This window comes from Aeromonas sp. QDB68 (assembly GCF_027707405.1).
Classification (GTDB): domain Bacteria; phylum Pseudomonadota; class Gammaproteobacteria; order Enterobacterales; family Aeromonadaceae; genus Aeromonas; species Aeromonas caviae.
The window spans coordinates 1-16,130 of sequence record NZ_JAPCIQ010000005.1 but is presented as its reverse complement, the minus strand read 5'-3'; the positions used below and the strand labels follow the sequence as shown (position 1 = coordinate 16,130).

Annotated in this window: 11 protein-coding genes; 6 read left to right on the top strand and 5 right to left on the bottom strand. The window is 62.7% G+C overall.

The genetic code is table 11. The features are described 5' to 3' along the window. Window positions 1-54: 54 nt before the first annotated feature. Genes PG892_RS02845 through galE form a run of 4 tightly spaced genes read right to left on the bottom strand, consistent with a single transcriptional unit; the run spans window position 55 to window position 4,415 of the window. On the bottom strand, window positions 55-1,122 hold the full coding sequence (locus PG892_RS02845; RefSeq protein ID WP_270825111.1) for a galactose-1-epimerase: 1,068 nt from the start codon (window positions 1,120-1,122) through the stop codon (window positions 55-57). Between the two features lie 26 nt (window positions 1,123-1,148). After that, window positions 1,149-2,297, bottom strand: coding sequence for a galactokinase (gene galK / locus PG892_RS02840; RefSeq protein WP_042882341.1), 1,149 nt, complete (start codon window positions 2,295-2,297; stop codon window positions 1,149-1,151). Next, a complete protein-coding gene (locus tag PG892_RS02835; protein ID WP_039039638.1) occupies window positions 2,294-3,352 on the bottom strand; it encodes a UDP-glucose--hexose-1-phosphate uridylyltransferase in 1,059 nt (352 codons plus the stop codon). Before PG892_RS02835 ends, galK begins: the two co-directional genes overlap by 4 nt. 49 nt (window positions 3,353-3,401) lie before the next feature. Next, window positions 3,402-4,415, bottom strand: a complete 1,014-nt coding sequence (gene galE, locus PG892_RS02830) for a UDP-glucose 4-epimerase GalE (RefSeq protein ID WP_264787042.1) — start codon at window positions 4,413-4,415, stop codon at window positions 3,402-3,404. A 216-nt stretch (window positions 4,416-4,631) separates the two neighbouring features. Between galE and PG892_RS02825 the strand changes: the two genes are divergently transcribed. The 6 genes from PG892_RS02825 (at window position 4,632) to PG892_RS02800 (ending at window position 14,947) form a co-directional block, all read left to right on the top strand. Beyond that, window positions 4,632-5,636, top strand: coding sequence for a substrate-binding domain-containing protein (locus PG892_RS02825; RefSeq protein WP_010676018.1), 1,005 nt, complete (start codon window positions 4,632-4,634; stop codon window positions 5,634-5,636). A 639-nt stretch (window positions 5,637-6,275) separates the two neighbouring features. Then, window positions 6,276-9,350: a beta-galactosidase gene (locus PG892_RS02820; RefSeq protein ID WP_264787041.1), complete on the top strand. Its 3,075-nt coding sequence runs from the start codon at window positions 6,276-6,278 to the stop codon at window positions 9,348-9,350. 219 nt (window positions 9,351-9,569) lie between these two features. Further along, complete coding sequence (gene mglB, locus PG892_RS02815; protein ID WP_264787040.1) at window positions 9,570-10,556, top strand: galactose/glucose ABC transporter substrate-binding protein MglB; 987 nt, start codon at window positions 9,570-9,572, stop codon at window positions 10,554-10,556. A gap of 53 nt (window positions 10,557-10,609) precedes the next feature. Beyond that, the gene (gene mglA / locus PG892_RS02810; protein WP_010676015.1) at window positions 10,610-12,130 is read left to right on the top strand and encodes a galactose/methyl galactoside ABC transporter ATP-binding protein MglA; all 1,521 of its coding nucleotides are present in this window, start codon (window positions 10,610-10,612) and stop codon (window positions 12,128-12,130) included. Window positions 12,131-12,145: 15 nt separating this feature from the next. Next, window positions 12,146-13,156 (top strand): galactose/methyl galactoside ABC transporter permease MglC, encoded by a 1,011-nt coding sequence (gene mglC, locus PG892_RS02805; protein WP_010676014.1) that lies wholly within the window; start codon window positions 12,146-12,148, stop codon window positions 13,154-13,156. A 57-nt stretch (window positions 13,157-13,213) separates the two neighbouring features. Further along, window positions 13,214-14,947, top strand: a complete 1,734-nt coding sequence (locus PG892_RS02800) for a methyl-accepting chemotaxis protein (RefSeq protein ID WP_010676013.1) — start codon at window positions 13,214-13,216, stop codon at window positions 14,945-14,947. Window positions 14,948-15,689: 742 nt separating this feature from the next. Here PG892_RS02800 and PG892_RS02795 read toward each other — a convergent pair. Beyond that, window positions 15,690-16,067, bottom strand: a complete 378-nt coding sequence (locus PG892_RS02795; protein ID WP_270825113.1) for a hypothetical protein — start codon at window positions 16,065-16,067, stop codon at window positions 15,690-15,692. Window positions 16,068-16,130: the final 63 nt, after the last annotated feature.

Here is a 16,130-nt window from a genome sequence, read left to right as displayed (position 1 = left end):
GCCGCCATGACGTGGCGGCGCGCCCGTGCCCCTTCGTCTGCCCGAGCGGGGCTGTCAGGGGGCAGGAATAAAGCGATAACGGGTCTGGTGGCGATAACGCTGCCCCGGCAGCAACCAGGGATCGCCGAGGGCGGGCCGGTTCGGGCTGTCGGGCAATTGCTGGGCCTCCAGGCAGAAGCCGTCGTAATCCCGGTAGGGTCGGCCCTGACGATCCGGTGTGCCGGTCAGCCAGTTGCCGCTGTAGAACTGCAGGGAGGGCTGATTGGTGTAGACCGCCATGGTCAGCTTGCCATCCCCCGAGATCACCCGGGCGGCCCATGGCTGATTGGACCCACCAAACGGCTCATCAACAGGCTCAAAATCGCTATTGTTGAGCAGAAATGCGTGATCGTACCCCTTGGCCAACTGCTGCTGGGGGTGGTCCAGCCACGCCTGGCCGATGGGGCGGGGGGCGCGCAGATCGAAGGGGCCTTCCACCGGGGCGATGGCCAGCGGCAGGCTCTGGTCATCCGTGGGCAGGTAGCGGTCGGCGTCTAGGCTGATGGTGTGGTGGCGGATGTCGCCACCGCCATCCAGGTTGAAGTAGGCGTGGCTGGTGAGGCTGACCGGGCTGGGAGCGTCCGTGCTGGCGCAGAAATCGACCACCAGATCGCACTGCTCCAGCCGATACTCCAGGCTCACCCTCAGATTGCCGGGAAAGCCCTGATCCCCCGCCCGGGAGAGGAGCGCCAGCTTGACCCTGTCCGCCTCCTGCTCCTTGATCTGCCAGGTGCGGCGATGGAACCCGTCGCGCCCGCCGTGCAGGCAGTTGGCCCCCTGGTTGGCGTCCAGCGTCCAGCACTGGCCTTCCCGCTCAAGGCGGGCGCCGCCGATGCGGTTGGCAAAGCGCCCCGCCACGGCCCCCAGCCATACCTGCTGGGTGAGGTAGGCCTCGTCGGTGCAGCCCAGCAACACCTCCCGCCGCTCTCCCGCCACCGGCAGGGTGAGGGAGGTGAGGGTGGCCCCGTATGCGAGACCGCGCAGCCGCAGTCCCTCCTCGTTTTCCAGCTCGAATTTCATCATGGTTTGCGGTTCCCCGTCGTGATCCCGTCGCCCCCTGCCGGCGTCGCGAGTGCCGGGCAGGGGCGTCACCCGTTGTCAGGCGTGCGTTACAGTCTGCCGGCCCCTGCGCTGGCACGGCAGACGTAGCAGTCCGCCTTGAGGCCGAAGCGGGCCGGGTATTCCGCCTCCACCACGGCGATCACCTCGGCCACCTTCTCGGGGCGCAGCAGAGCGACCACGCAGCCACCAAAACCGCCGCCGGTCATGCGCACACCGCCTTCGCTGCCGATCCGGGCCTTGATGATCTCCACCAGGCCGTCGATGGGGGGCACGGTGATCTCGAAGTCATCGCGCATGGCGGCGTGGGACTGGCCCATCAGCTCGCCGAGGCGCACCAGATCGCCCTGTGCCAGCGCATCGGCCGCCGCCAGAGTGCGGGCGTTCTCGCCGACCACGTGGCGGGCACGGCGATAGCAGGCCTCGTCCAGACCGGCCTTGCCCGCTTCCAGCGTGGCCAGATCCAGGTCGCGCAGGGCTTTGACCCCGTAGTGACGGGCGGCAGTTTCGCACTGCTGGCGACGGGTGTTGTATTCGCTGTCCACCAGGCCGCGGCGCACGTTGGAGTTGACGATGAGTACCGCCAGATCGGTGGGCATGGGGATGAGCCGGGTCTCCAGGGAACGGCAATCGAGCAGCAGGGCGTGATCCTGCTTGCCGCTCGCGGAGATCATCTGATCCATGATGCCGCAGTTGCAGCCGACGAACTGGTTCTCCGCCTGCTGGCCGTTGAGGGCGATTTCCGCCTGGCTGATGGCCAGCCCCTGGGCCTCCTTGAAGGCCTGGCCGATGGCCACCTCCAGGGAAGCGGAGGAGGAGAGACCCGTCCCCTGGGGCACGTTGCCGGAGACCACCAGATTGAGGCCGCGCAGGGCGTGGCCCCGTGCCTGCAGGTGTTTCACCACGCCGCGGATGTAGTCGCTCCAGCGCTGGCTGGGGTGGTGCTCGATGGGTTGATCGAGACTGAACCGGTCGCGCTGGTTGTCGTAGTCGGCGGCGATCACTTCGACCAGGTTGTCGCCGCGCAGGCCGATGGCGACGCAGGTCTCGTAGTCGATGGCGCAGGGCAGCACGAAGCCGTCGTTGTAGTCGGTGTGCTCGCCGATGAGGTTGACGCGGCCTGGAGCCCGAACCAGCAGGTCGGGTTGTTGCTCAAACTGCTCGGCAAACACGGCGCTGACGCGCTGGCTCGGGGTCATAGGGCCTCCTCGTTGGACTGGTTCTGGTCGTTGTAGTGGATGGGACTGAGGGCGCGCAGCCGTTCGGCCGCCTGTTCCGGGGTGAGATCGCGCTGGGTTTCGGCCAGCATCTCGAAGCCCACCATGAATTTGCGCACCGTGGCGGAGCGCAGCAGGGGCGGATAGAAGTGGGCGTGCAGTTGCCACGCCTCGGGGCAGTCGGAACGGGGTGGGGCGAAGTGCCAGCCCATGGAGTAGGGGAAGCTGCACTGGAACAGGTTGTCGTAGCGGCTGGTGAGCTCCTTGAGCGCGATGGCCAGGTCCTGTTGCTGTTCCCGGGTGAGATCCAGCATGGAGGGGACATGGGCCTTGGGCAGCAGCAGGGTCTCGAACGGCCAGGCCGCCCAGAAGGGCACCACCGCTAGCCAGTGGGCGGTCTCCACCACGATGCGGGAGCGATCCGCCAGCTCCCGTTCCACATAGTCCAGCAGCAGGGGGCGGCCGTGTTCGGCCAGCCAGGCGCGCTGGTGCGCCTCTTCCCTGGCAATCTCGTTGGGCAGGAAGTCGCTGCCCCAGAGCTGGCCGTGAGGGTGAGGGTTGGAGCAGCCCATGACGGCGCCCTTGTTTTCAAAGACTTGCACCCATTCCCACTGGTCAGAGAGCTCGGCCACCTGGTCCATCCAGGTGGTGATCACCCCTTCGATGGCGGGCAGGGGCAGCTCGGGCAGGGTCTTGCCGTGATCCGGCGAGAAGCAGATGACCCGGCTGGTGCCCCGGGCGGCTTCCAGCTTCAGCAGGGGATCCGGCGCCGCGTCAGCGGCCGGGGTGTCCTGCATCAGGGCGGCGAAGTCGTTGGTAAAGACGAAGGTGCCCTGATAGTCGGGGTTGATATCGCCGGTCACCCGGGTGTTGCCCGCACAGAGGAAGCAGTCGGGATCATGGGCCTGGCTCGGCGCCAGGCTCACCTTCTCGACCTGGCCTTGCCAGGGGCGCTTGGCCCTGTGAGGGGAGACCAGCACGTACTGGCCGGTGAGCGGGTTGAAGCGGCGGTGGGGGTGATCAACGGGGTTGAACATCATCACTCCAGTGTGTGAGTTGAATACATCCGAAGGCGCAGGCCAGGGCCTACGCCTCGTAACCATTGGGGTTGGCGGACTGCCAGCGCCAGCTGTCGGCGCACATGGCGGCGAGATCCCGGCTGGCGTGCCAGTCCAGTTCCCGAGCGGCCTTGGCGGGATCGGCCCAGCACTCGGCGATGTCGCCGGGGCGCCGTGGCTCGATCCGGTAGGGAAGGGGCCGACCGCAGGCGGCCTCGAACGCCGCGACCATCTGCAACACGCTCTGGCCCTGGCCCGTGCCCAGGTTGTAGGCGTGGACACCGCCCCGTCCGGCGCAGTGTTCCAGAGCCTTGACGTGCCCTTCGGCGAGATCCATCACGTGGATGTAGTCGCGCACCCCGGTGCCGTCGATGGTTGGGTAATCGTTACCAAAGACCGAGAGGCAGTCGCGCCGGCCGATGGCGACCTGGGTCAAAAACGGCATCAGATTGTTGGGGATGCCCTGGGGATCCTCCCCCAGGGTGCCGGACTCGTGGGCGCCGACGGGGTTGAAATAGCGCAGCAGGGTCATGCTCCAGTGGGGCTCGGCCCGCTGCAGATCCTCGAGGATCTCCTCGATGATCAGCTTGGATCGGCCATAGGGGTTGGTGGCGCTGCGGGGGAAATCCTCCCGGATCGGGGTGCTGGCGGGATCGCCGTAGACGGTGGCCGACGAGCTGAACACCAGATTGCGTACCCCGGCCCGTTTCATCGCCTGTAGCAATACCAGGGTGCCGCTCAGGTTGTTCTCGTAGTAGTCCAGCGGGATGCGGGTCGACTCGCCGACCGCCTTGAGGGCGGCGAAGTGGATCACGGCGTCGATGTGCTGCTCGCTGAAGATGTGATCCAGCAGGGCCGGGTCACGGATGTCCCCCTCGTAGAAGAGGGGCTCGCGCCCGCTGATGGCGGCGACACGGGTCAGGACGCCCGCCTTGCTGTTGCAGAGGTTGTCTACCACCACGGGCTCCATGCCTGCGGCCTGCAAGGCCAGACAGGTGTGGCTGCCGATGTAGCCGCAACCGCCGGTGACCAGTACTTTCATCCGTTGTTCCACCCTCAACTCCTCGCATCAGGAAAGCCTGAGCAGGAGTCTAGCCGAGGGGCTGACGGGCAAACTGTGAGCTGCTTAACAAATATATGTAAACGATTACACTTGTTTTCATCGACCAATGTGGCAAGTTCTGATTTTTCCCCCTGTTATCAGTGACATTGAACGGTATAATGCGGCCAGTTGCAGCGTGAAATAAGTGAAAACAGCATGAGCACCATCAAGGATGTCGCCCGTTTGGCCAATGTATCAGTGGCAACGGTTTCACGGGTGATGAACAACTCACCCAAGGCCAGTGCCGCCTCCCGCGAGGTGGTGCTGAAGGCCATGGCCGAGCTGGGCTATACCCCCAACGCCAACGCGCGGGCCCTGGTCAGCCAGACCTGTGACACCATGGGAGTGGTGGTGGGCGACGTGGCGGATCCCTTCTTCGGCGCCCTGGTCAAAGGGGTCGCGGCGGTGGCGGTGGAGCAGGGCTTGCACCTGTTGATGGGTAATGGTTTTCACCGCGCCCAGCAGGAGCGGGAGGCCATCGAGCTGCTCATCGGCAAACGCTGCGAGGCACTGGTGGTGCACAGTAAGGCGCTCGGCGACGAGGAGCTGGTCGACTACGCCCTGCGCGCCCCCGGCATGGTGCTGATCAACCGCGACATTCCGAGTCTGAGGGGGCGCTGCATCGCCCTCAACAACCGCCAGGGTGCGGCGACCGCCACCCGTCATCTGCTGGATCTCGGCCACCGCCATATCGCCTTCCTGAGCTCGGATCACGCCATCGAGGATGCGCTGTTGCGCCACCAGGGCTATCAGGATGCCCTGGCGGAGGCGGAGGTCTTCGCCGATCCCGAGCTGGTGGAGAGCGGCATGCCCAATGAAGAGGGGGGCGAGCGCGCCATGCTCAACCTGCTGGCCAAGGGGTTGCCCATCACGGCGGTAGTGGCCTACAACGACGCCATGGCGGCAGGGGCCATCTCTGTGCTGGCGGACAACGGCCTCAAGGTGCCGGAAGAGGTGTCGGTGGTAGGCTTCGATGACATCATCTACGCCAGATACCTGAGACCCAAGCTCTCCACCATGCGCTATCCCATCGAGCTGATGGCGGCCCAGGCGGCCAAGCTGGCGCTGCAACTCGCCGCAGGGGAGAGCGAATCGGTGCAGAGCCGCATCTATACCCCCACCCTGATCAACCGCCATTCGGTCGCTCCCGTCAGGTCCTGATCGCAGCGCTTGCGCCCCGTCGGCGCAAGCGCTGCACCTGGCGAACCCGTACTGCAGCATATAAAGCGCCCCCATAGCTCAGACGATAGATAGCTCAGACCATGGATAGCTGAAAGCATGGCTAGCGCAGACCATAAAGGACTGTCTGAGGAGTGAGAACCATCCCCTCACGCTCCCTGCCTGCCGAACTCGCCAGTTCTTCCCGCTCGTCTGTCACGAGCCCCTCTCCCCCGGCCTGCCGAGCCTCACTTCCGGCCAGATCCTGCCAGACGCTCGCCATGGCTTTTCTCTGCGCCGGGCAGGGGCTCTCGTGGTCCCTGCACACTCCTTCGAGAGACCGGGCTGTGTGCCCGGAACCGGGTTGAGGCGAGGGGGCACGATGTCGGGTCTTTGCCATGGCTTGCTCCGCTGGTTCGGCCATTGCCTCCCGGTTTCACACTCCCGGGCATCTTTTGCCCTTCCGAAGGTCCGCTTTTCCCCCCTTGGGGTCATTTACCCGGATTTATCCGATTTTTACTCCGTTTTACTTAACAAAACGAGTGTAATCGTTTACATCTGTGTGAGCGGGATCGCCGATCACCGGGCAAAACTCTCATACACTGCAGTGGTTTTCAGCGTGAATGCAGGGAGAAGTGAAGCATGCTCAGGGAGATAGTGGCCCGTCAGGATTGGCAGACCCAGGGGATCACCGCCGTGAACCGGTTGCCAGCCCATACCCCCTTGTCCAGTTGGCGCAGTGAAGGGGAAGCCAGGATAGGGGGGTTGTCACCTTCCCGCCTGCTGCTGGACGGCGAGTGGCAGTTCTCCTGGTTCGAGGCCCCGGAGCGGGTGCCGGAGCAGTGGCTGGTGGAGGATCTGCCGGATGCCTGCCCCATCAAGGTGCCGGGCAACTGGCAACTGGCTGCGGCCTACCCGGGGGCGCGGCCCGTCACGGATGTGCCCATCTACACCAACATCAAGTACCCCTTTCCCTGCGACCCGCCCCGGGTGCCTGCCGAGAACCCCACCGGTTGCTACTCCCGCGAGTTCACCGTTGCTGCGGACTGGCTGGCCGAGGGGCAGACCCGGATCATCTTCGACGGGGTGGACAGCGCGTTTCACCTCTTCTGCAACGGCCGCTGGGTCGGCTACTCCCAGGACAGCCGGCTGCCGGCGGAATTCGATCTGACCCCCTTCCTTCAGGCCGGGGCCAACCGCCTCGCCGTCCTGGTGCTGCGCTGGTCTGACGGCTCCTATCTGGAAGATCAGGACATGTGGCGCATGAGCGGCATCTTCCGCTCCGTCAGCCTGCTGCACAAACCGGCCCGTCATCTGATGGATATCCGGGTGACGCCCGAGCTCGACGCCTGCTACCGGGATGCCCGCCTCAAGGTTGAATTGCAGGCGGCCAACGGAGCCGGTCTGTTGGTGGAGGCCAACCTCTATGATGGCGACGAGCGGGTCGCGACCCTGCGCCAGCGGATCGGCACCCAGGCCATCGACGAGAAAGGGGTGTATGACGATCGCGCCGAGTTGTGGCTGACGGTAACGGCGCCACACAAGTGGAGCGCCGAGACCCCTCACCTCTATCGCCTGACCCTGACCCTGCTGGACGAGCAGGGAAGCATTCTCGAGAGCGAGGCCCATGACGTGGGCTTTCGGGCGGTGGAGATCCGTGGCGGCCTGCTGCGGGTCAACGGCCAACCCCTGCTCATTCGTGGTGCCAATCGCCATGAACACCATCCCGCCACGGGTCACGTGGTGACCCCGGCCGACATGGAGCAGGATCTGCTGCTGATGAAGCGGCACAACTTCAACGCGGTGCGCTGCTCCCACTATCCCAATCACCCCGAGCTCTATCGCCTGTGCGACCGGCTCGGCCTCTATGTGGTGGACGAGGCGAACCTGGAGACCCACGGCATGACCCCCATGGGGCGGCTGGCGCGGGATCCCGCCTGGAGCAACGCCTTCCTGGAGCGGGTCACCCGCATGGTGGCCAGGGACTTCAACCACCCCTGCATCATCATCTGGTCCCTGGGGAACGAATCCGGTTATGGTCCGGCCCACGACGCCATGTATCGCTGGGTGAAGGGGGCGGATCCCAGCCGCCCGGTGCAGTACGAAGGGGGCGGGGCCGACACCCCGGCCACCGACATCATCTGCCCCATGTATGCCCGTACCCACCAGGATCAACCCTTCCCGGCGGTGCCCAAGTGGGCGCTGGCCAAGTGGATCGGCCTGCCGGAAGAGACCCGGCCGCTGATCCTGTGCGAATACGCCCACGCCATGGGCAACAGCCTGGGGGGCTATGCCCATTACTGGCAGGCATTTCGCGATCATCCGCGGCTGCAGGGTGGGTTTGTCTGGGATTGGGTCGATCAGGGGCTGGACAAGCAGACCGACGATGGCCGCCATTTCTGGGCCTATGGTGGCGATTTCGGCGACACTCCCAACGATCGCCAGTTCTGCTGCAACGGCCTGCTGTTCCCCGATCGCACCCCCCATCCCTCCCTGTTTGAAGCCCGGCGTGCCCAGCAGCCCTTTGTTCTGACCCTGCAGGGTCGCCAGCCGCTGACGGTGGAGATCCGCAGCGAATACCTGTTCCGCGAGACGGACAACGAACGCCTGCAGTGGCGTCTGTGTGAAGACGGCGTGGTGGTGAGCCAGGGTGAATGCCCGCTCGAGCTGGCCCCCCGGGGGAGCGTGACGCTGACCCTGCTGGAGCAACTGCCGGCCTTTGCGCCGGGGGCGCTCGCCTGGCTGGATCTCGCCATCGTGCAGCCCACCGCCACGGCCTGGGCCGGAGCGGGTCACGAGGTGGCTCGCCAGCAATGCCTGTTGCCCGCGCCCCTGGCGCTGCCGTCGGCCTGCCCGGCGGTCAGCCTGACCGAGCAGCGCGATCACTGGGTGCTTGGTGCCGCAGATTCCCTGTGGCAGCTCGACAAGGCCAGTGGTCGCATCGTCAGCTGGCAGAAGCAGGGCCGCGAGCGGCTGCGCGACGCCATCGCCGATCACTTCTATCGGGCGCCGCTCGACAACGATATCGGCACCAGCGAGGCGGATCACGCCGATCCCAACGCCTGGATTGCCCGCTGGCAGGAGGCCGGACTCAATGATCTGCAGCACCGCTGTCTCGGCCTGGAGGCGAGTCCGGAGCTGGGTCTCATCACGGCGCACCACGGCTACTTCGTGGGTGACGAGCCGAAGATCCTGACCCGCTGGCATCACAGGATGGACGGGGAGGGCGCCATGCACCTCGCCATCGAGGTGGAGGTGGCCGCCGACATGCCCTCCCTGCCGCGCATCGGTGCCCGGCTCTGGCTGGCCGATGAACCGGCCGAAGGTGCCCCGGTGAGCTGGCTGGGGCTTGGCCCCCACGAGAATTACCCGGATCGCCGGCTCGCCGCCGATCTCGGTCGCTGGCAATTGCCCATCGAGGCGTTGCACACCCCTTATGTCTTCCCGACCGACAACGGACTGCGCTGCGATACCCGCGCACTGCAACTGGGGGATCTGGCGGTGGAGGGGCGCTTCCACTTCAGCGTCAGCCGCTACAGTCAGCAGCAGCTGGCCGAAGCCCGTCACCAGACCGATCTAGTGGCCCTGGGGGGCACGCACCTGTGCCTCGATGGCTTCCACATGGGGGTGGGAGGCGACGACTCCTGGAGCCAGAGCGTGCGGCCCGAGTTCTGGCTGTTGCCGGGGCGTTATCACTGGCACTGCCGTCTGAGCTAGCCGGACCCGCCGTCGGGAGATGGCGAGATCCAAAGGCGGTTTCTCACGTAACTATTTAATTTTTAACAATATTACGGCTATGTAACAGAGTGTAAACGTTTTCATTTTGTTGCCAGGATCACAGACCGCCTCACAACAAACTGATTACATTAGGCTGGCGCCAGCTCAAACGGTGTACAGCATTCCCTACAAAAAACAGATAGAGATCGGAGCATAACAATGAAAAAACTCACGACAGTTGCCACCTTGCTGATGGGACTGATGACGGGAGCCCAAGCCCAGGCCGATACCCGTATCGGGGTCACCGTCTACAAGTACGACGACAACTTCATGGCCGTGGTGCGCAAGGCCATCGAGAAAGAAGCGGCGGCCACCCCGGGTGTGGAACTGCTGATGAACGACTCCCAGAACGACCAGTCCAAGCAGAACGACCAGATCGACGTGCTGCTGGCCAAGGGCGTGAAGGCCCTGGCCATCAACCTGGTTGACCCGGCGGCGGCCCCTGTCGTGATTGAGAAAGCCCGTGCGGACGAGATCCCCGTGGTCTTCTACAACAAGGAACCGAGCGCGGCCGACCTGGCCAGCTATGACAAGGCCTACTACGTTGGCACGGACTCCAAGGAGTCCGGAATCATTCAGGGCCAGCTGATCGCCAAGCACTGGAAAGCGCACCCCGAGTGGGATCTGAACAAGGATGGCGTCATCCAGTTCGTGCTGCTCAAGGGTGAGCCTGGTCACCCGGATGCGGAAGCCCGCACCACCTACGTCGTCAAGACCTTGAACGATGGCGGCATCAAGACCGAGCAACTGCACATGGATACCGGTATGTGGGATACCGCCATGGCCAAGGACAAGATGGATGCCTGGATCTCCGGTCCGAACGCCAACAAGATCGAAGTGGTCATCGCCAACAACGATGGCATGGCGATGGGCGCCGTGGAATCTCTGAAGGCCCAGGGCAAGACCGCCATCCCGGTGTTCGGTGTTGACGCCCTGCCGGAAGCCCTGGCCATGGTCAAGAGCGGTGCCATGGCCGGTACCGTGCTGAACGATGCGGCCAACCAGGCCAAGGCCACCTTCGAGCTGACCAAGAACCTGGCCGAAGGCAAGCCGGCCGGTGAAGGCACCAACTGGAAGATCGACAACAAGGTCGTCCGCGTTGCCTACGTGGGCGTAGACAAAGACAACCTGTCCCAATTCGAGTAATTCCTCCCCTCAGGGCAAGGGAGATCCCCTTGCCCTCTTTTCAACCAGATGTGATGGCTGATATGACAACACGGCAACAATCAGAATGGCTGTTGGAGATGATTGACGTCAGTAAGAGCTTTCCTGGCGTCAAGGCACTCGATAATGTCAATTTACGGGTCCGTCCTCATTCTGTGCATGCGTTGATGGGCGAGAATGGCGCAGGGAAGTCCACGCTGCTCAAGTGCCTGTTCGGCATCTACGAGAAGGATCAGGGCAAGATCTTCTTCAAGGGACAGGAGATCAACTTCACCTCGTCCAAAGAGGCGCTGGAGAATGGCGTTTCCATGGTGCACCAGGAGCTGAACCTGGTACTGCAACGCACCGTGATGGACAACATGTGGCTCGGCCGCTATCCCACCAAGGGACTGTTTGTCGACCACGGCAAGATGTATCAGGACACCAAGCATATCTTCGAGGAGCTGGACATCGACATCGACCCCAGGGTCAAGGTCGGCACCCTGTCGGTTTCCCAGATGCAGATGATCGAGATTGCCAAGGCATTCTCCTATGACGCCAAGATCGTCATCATGGACGAACCCACCTCCTCCCTGACCGAGAAAGAGGTCAACCATCTCTTCAAGATCATCAACAAGCTCAAGGAGAAGGGGTGCGGCATCGTCTACATCTCCCACAAGATGGAAGAGATCTTCCAGCTCTGTGACGAGATCACCATATTGCGGGATGGCCAGTGGGTGGCGACCCAGCCCCTCAAGGGCATGACCATGGATCAGATCATCGGCATGATGGTCGGCCGCGAGCTCACCCAGCGCTTCCCGGAAAAAACCAACCAGCCCAAAGAGGTGATCCTCGAGGTCGAGCACCTGACGGCCAAGAACCAGCCTTCCATCAAGGACGTGACCTTCAACCTGCACAAGGGGGAGATCCTCGGCATCGCCGGTCTGGTGGGGGCCAAGCGCACCGACATCGTGGAGACCCTGTTCGGCATCCGCGATCGCAGCGAAGGGACCATCAAGCTGCACGGCAAAGAGGTGGCGAACCACAACGCCCACGAGGCGATCCAGAACGGCTTCGCCCTGGTGACCGAGGAGCGCCGCTCCACCGGGATCTATTCACGCCTCGACATCGCCTTCAACTCCCTGATCGCCAACATGGACAACTACAAGGGATCCATGGGGCTGCTCAGCGACAACAAGATGAAGAGCGATACCCAGTGGGTCATCGACTCCATGCGGGTCAAGACACCGACCCAGCAGACCCAGATCGGCTCCCTCTCCGGTGGCAACCAGCAGAAGGTGATCATCGGTCGCTGGCTGCTGACCCAGCCCGAGATCCTGATGCTGGATGAACCGACCCGGGGTATCGACGTCGGCGCCAAGTTCGAGATCTACCAGCTCATCCTGGAGCTGGCGAAGAAGGACAAGGGCATCGTCATCATCTCCTCCGAAATGCCGGAACTGCTCGGCATCACGGACCGCATCATGGTCATGAGCAATGGCCGGGTCGCGGGGATCGTCAACACCAAAGAAACTGACCAGAGCGAGATCCTGCGCCTGGCATCTCTGTACCTATAAAGACAGGAAGACATTATGGAGTCGGCTAAAAATTTCAATCTGATGCAGGCGCTCAAAGAGAACGGCATCTATGTGGTGTTGCTGGTGTTGCTCATGATCATCGTGATCAAGGAGCCATCCTTCCTCAGCCTCACCAACCTCAGCAACATCCTGACCCAGTCCTCGGTACGGGTCATCATTGCCCTCGGGGTGGCGGGCATCATCATCACCCAGGGTACTGACCTGTCGGCCGGTCGTCAGGTCGGTCTGGCGGCGCTGATCGCGGCCACCATGCTGCAGGCCCTGACCAACGTGAACAAGGTCTTCCCCACCCTGGGGGAGGTGCCCATTCCGGCGGTGATCCTCCTGGTGTGCGTGGTGGGGGCCCTGATTGGTCTGGTCAACGGCCTGATCGTCGCCTACCTGAACGTGACGCCCTTCATCACCACCCTGGGCACCATGATCATCGTCTACGGTATCAACTCCCTCTATTTCGACTCCGTGGGTGCTTCTCCGGTGGCCGGGTTTGATCCTCGCTTCTCCAACTTTGCGCAGGGCTTCATCCGGATTGGCGGGTTCAAGCTCTCGTACCTGACCTTCTATGCGGCCATCGCCAGCGTCTTCGTCTGGGTGCTGTGGAACAAGACCCGCTTTGGCAAGAACATCTTCGCCATCGGTGGCAACCCGGAAGCGGCCAAGGTGTCCGGTGTCAACGTCGCCGTCAACCTGGTGGTCATCTATGCCCTGGCCGGTGTCTTCTACGCCTTCGGCGGCATGCTGGAAGCGGGGCGGATCGGCAGTGCCACCAACAACCTCGGCTTCATGTACGAGCTGGATGCCATCGCGGCCTGCGTGGTGGGGGGCGTTTCGTTTGCCGGCGGTGTGGGAACTGTCGCGGGTGTGATCACCGGCGTACTTATCTTCACGCTGATCAACTATGGTTTGACCTACATCGGTGTCAGCCCTTACTGGCAGTTCATCATCAAGGGCGGCATCATCATCCTGGCGGTAGCCCTGGACTCCATGAAGTACGCCAAGAAGAAGTAAGCATTGGCAGGGAGGGCCGGGTCATCCCGGCCCTTTCTCTTTGGAGGGACCCATACCATGGCATTCAAAGTCAAAATCAACGTGCTGTTGCTGCTCGCCATTCTGGTCACCATCGGTACCGCCTGGTTCAGCGTCAACCACTTCATCAGCGGCTACATCCGCACCCAGGCCACCCAGAACATCAACGAGCAGATCACCCTGGTCAGGGAGAAGCTGGCGGGTGACATCAACCAGAAGGTGCTGCTGGCCGCCAACCTCAACCTCGGGGTGACCAGCGTCAAGAAGGCGCTGCAGGAGACCGGCTTTCACAACATCGTCAAGCTCATTGGCGACATGGCATTCGACGCGAACGGGGTCATCGACGACAAGGCCAGGGTTGACGCCCTGCGCAAGCTGATCCCCGCCGCCAACAACCAGATCACCGTCAGCCCGCTGGAGCAGCTGGACGGCAAACCCGTCATCTCCATCCTGGTGCCGCGCGGTGCAGACTCCGCCTACCTCTACTACCTCGACATGAGCGAATTCAAGACGCTGCTGACCAAGGTAAGCGGAGAAGGGCGTTACTTCTCCCTCACCGACAGTCAGGGACAGGTGCTCTACAGCAGCAAGCCCCAGGGAGAGAGCGAGAGCCGCCCCAACAAGCTGGATATTCGCGGCAGCGAGTGGACCCTGACCGGTTATGTGGATCTCGACTATATCCGGGCCATGACCCAGGCGCTCAACGGCAAGATCACCCTGGCCCTGCTCGGGGTGGCGGCGCTGGTACTGGCCCTCTCCATGGTGGCCCTCAACCTGGCCTATAGACCCATCCTCTCCCTGCGCGACCTGGTGCAGGAGCTCTCCCAGGGCAATGGGGATCTGACCCGTCGGCTCACGGTGACCAGCAAGGATGATCTCGGCCAGATCTCGGCGGGCATCAACCGTTTCATCGAGCAGTTGCAGGGCATGATGGGGGAGGTGAGACAAGCGAGCGGCCAGCTCAATGAAGGGATATCGGCATTGGCGAGGCAGACGGGGTCAGCCCAGGGCCTGCTGGCCGAGCATGTGCGGGAGACCGAACAGGTGGTCACCGCCATCAACGAGATGAGCCGTACTGCCGTCTCGGTATCGGAGAGCGCGGCCAATACTGCCCAGCTGACTGGCCAGAGCCAGCAACTGGCCAACCAGTCGCGTCAGGTGGTGGATCAGGCCATGGCCAGCGTCACTGCGCTGGTGACGGAGGTGGAGACCACGGCACACTCCATCGAAGCCATGCAGCAGGATGTGCAGCAGATAGGCTCGATTCTCGGGGTCATCGGTGGCATCGCAGAGCAGACCAACCTGCTGGCCCTCAACGCCGCCATCGAGGCGGCCCGGGCCGGGGAGCAGGGGCGGGGGTTTGCGGTGGTGGCGGACGAAGTGCGCTCTCTGGCGGGGCGCACCCAGAAGAGCACTGCCGAGATCCAGACCATGCTGACCAGGCTGCAACGGGGCACCCAGACCGTGGTGGCCGCCATGGGCAACACCCGGCAGAGTTGCCAGGATGCGGCGGAAAACACCAGCAAGGTGAATGCGTCACTGGATCTGATGGCGGGAGAAGTGGTGGAGATCAACGATCTCATCAGCCATATTGCCACGGCCGCGGAGGAGCAGAGTGCCGTCGCCGAGGAGATCAATCGCAACATGAGTGCCATCGCCGAGGTGATCACCCAGCTCAAGGGGAATGGCGAGCGCACCGTGGACAGCTCGAACGCCATGCAGCGCACCTATGACAGGCTGCGGGAGATAGTGGGGCACTTCCGGCTGGAATAGCGCCGGCTGGGCGAGTCCCGGGTACCCTGGCCAGCAACATCGTGGCCGGGGTGACCCATCAGCGGGCAGACGTGAAAAATACCCAAAAAAGATGGGGGCGACTTGCGTCGCCCCCGATAGTCTTATCGCTCATATCCTTGAACGAAGTTGCTCCCTGCAATCCCTGACTATACCTCTTCCTTTAGGTTTCCCCTTCCCAATCCTTTGGGGTGTCCTTTAGCCATCATGGCCTGACGAGTCATCCGTTCCCGTCGCACTTTCTCCGTCCTGGGAGGTGTCCTTTACCACATCCTGTGGTGAGTCCATTTGCCCAACCCTGGCAGCCAGTCTTCCTGACCGACTTCATTGCGTCCGTGCAGGAGTAACTATAAGGATTTCGCGCAGGGCGACAATGACATGCTGAAAAACGTTTTATTCAAACTGGTTTCCCGCGAAAGGATAATGAAGTTATCTTTTTTAAAATCATGGCTTTAATGATCTCTCATGCTGTTTTTTCACGCGCATCTTCCGACTATGGCGAGAATTTTGTTGGCACTTTACTTACTCAGTCGATGGCGAATATCTCACAAGGCGTTTAACTGCGGTTCAGAATCCGGGGAGGCCGATCAGTGTCGATCGCAGATGAGGGTGGAGGAGAGCAACGGGCATGATGCAGGTGGCGTGGTCCGGATCCCATTCAGGAGATAAAGGAGGGAGAGCGGGGATGACCCAAGAGGAGATCGCCTCCCCTTGGGCGAGAGGGTCAGGGATGCTGGCTGCCACCGTGCCATTGGCATAGGTAGGCGGGGACCAGCATCTGGGGTGCCTGGTCAACGTGACAGACCACCAGCGGCATGGCGGGGGCTCCCTGGGCATGCACCAAGGCCGGTGTCATGGGCAGGACCAGGGCGACGAACAGAAACAGCGACGGGATCTTCATGGTTATCTCCTTGGTGACGGGAACGAATGTGACAAGCATCACTTTTTGAGTTAAGGCGAACCCGAAATCGGCGCAAGGTGACTGAAAAAATTCAACTAATGAAAAAACTTTGAATCCCGGTTGCACTCCGGTCGGTGAAAAAGCCGCCATCAGGATGCGTGCAAAATGCATATCCATATAAAAGAGATCCTGATTACCCATGACCCTCAGCCAGCTTCAAGAGCCGATATGGCATCGGAGGGCTTGCCACGACTGCATGCCCCA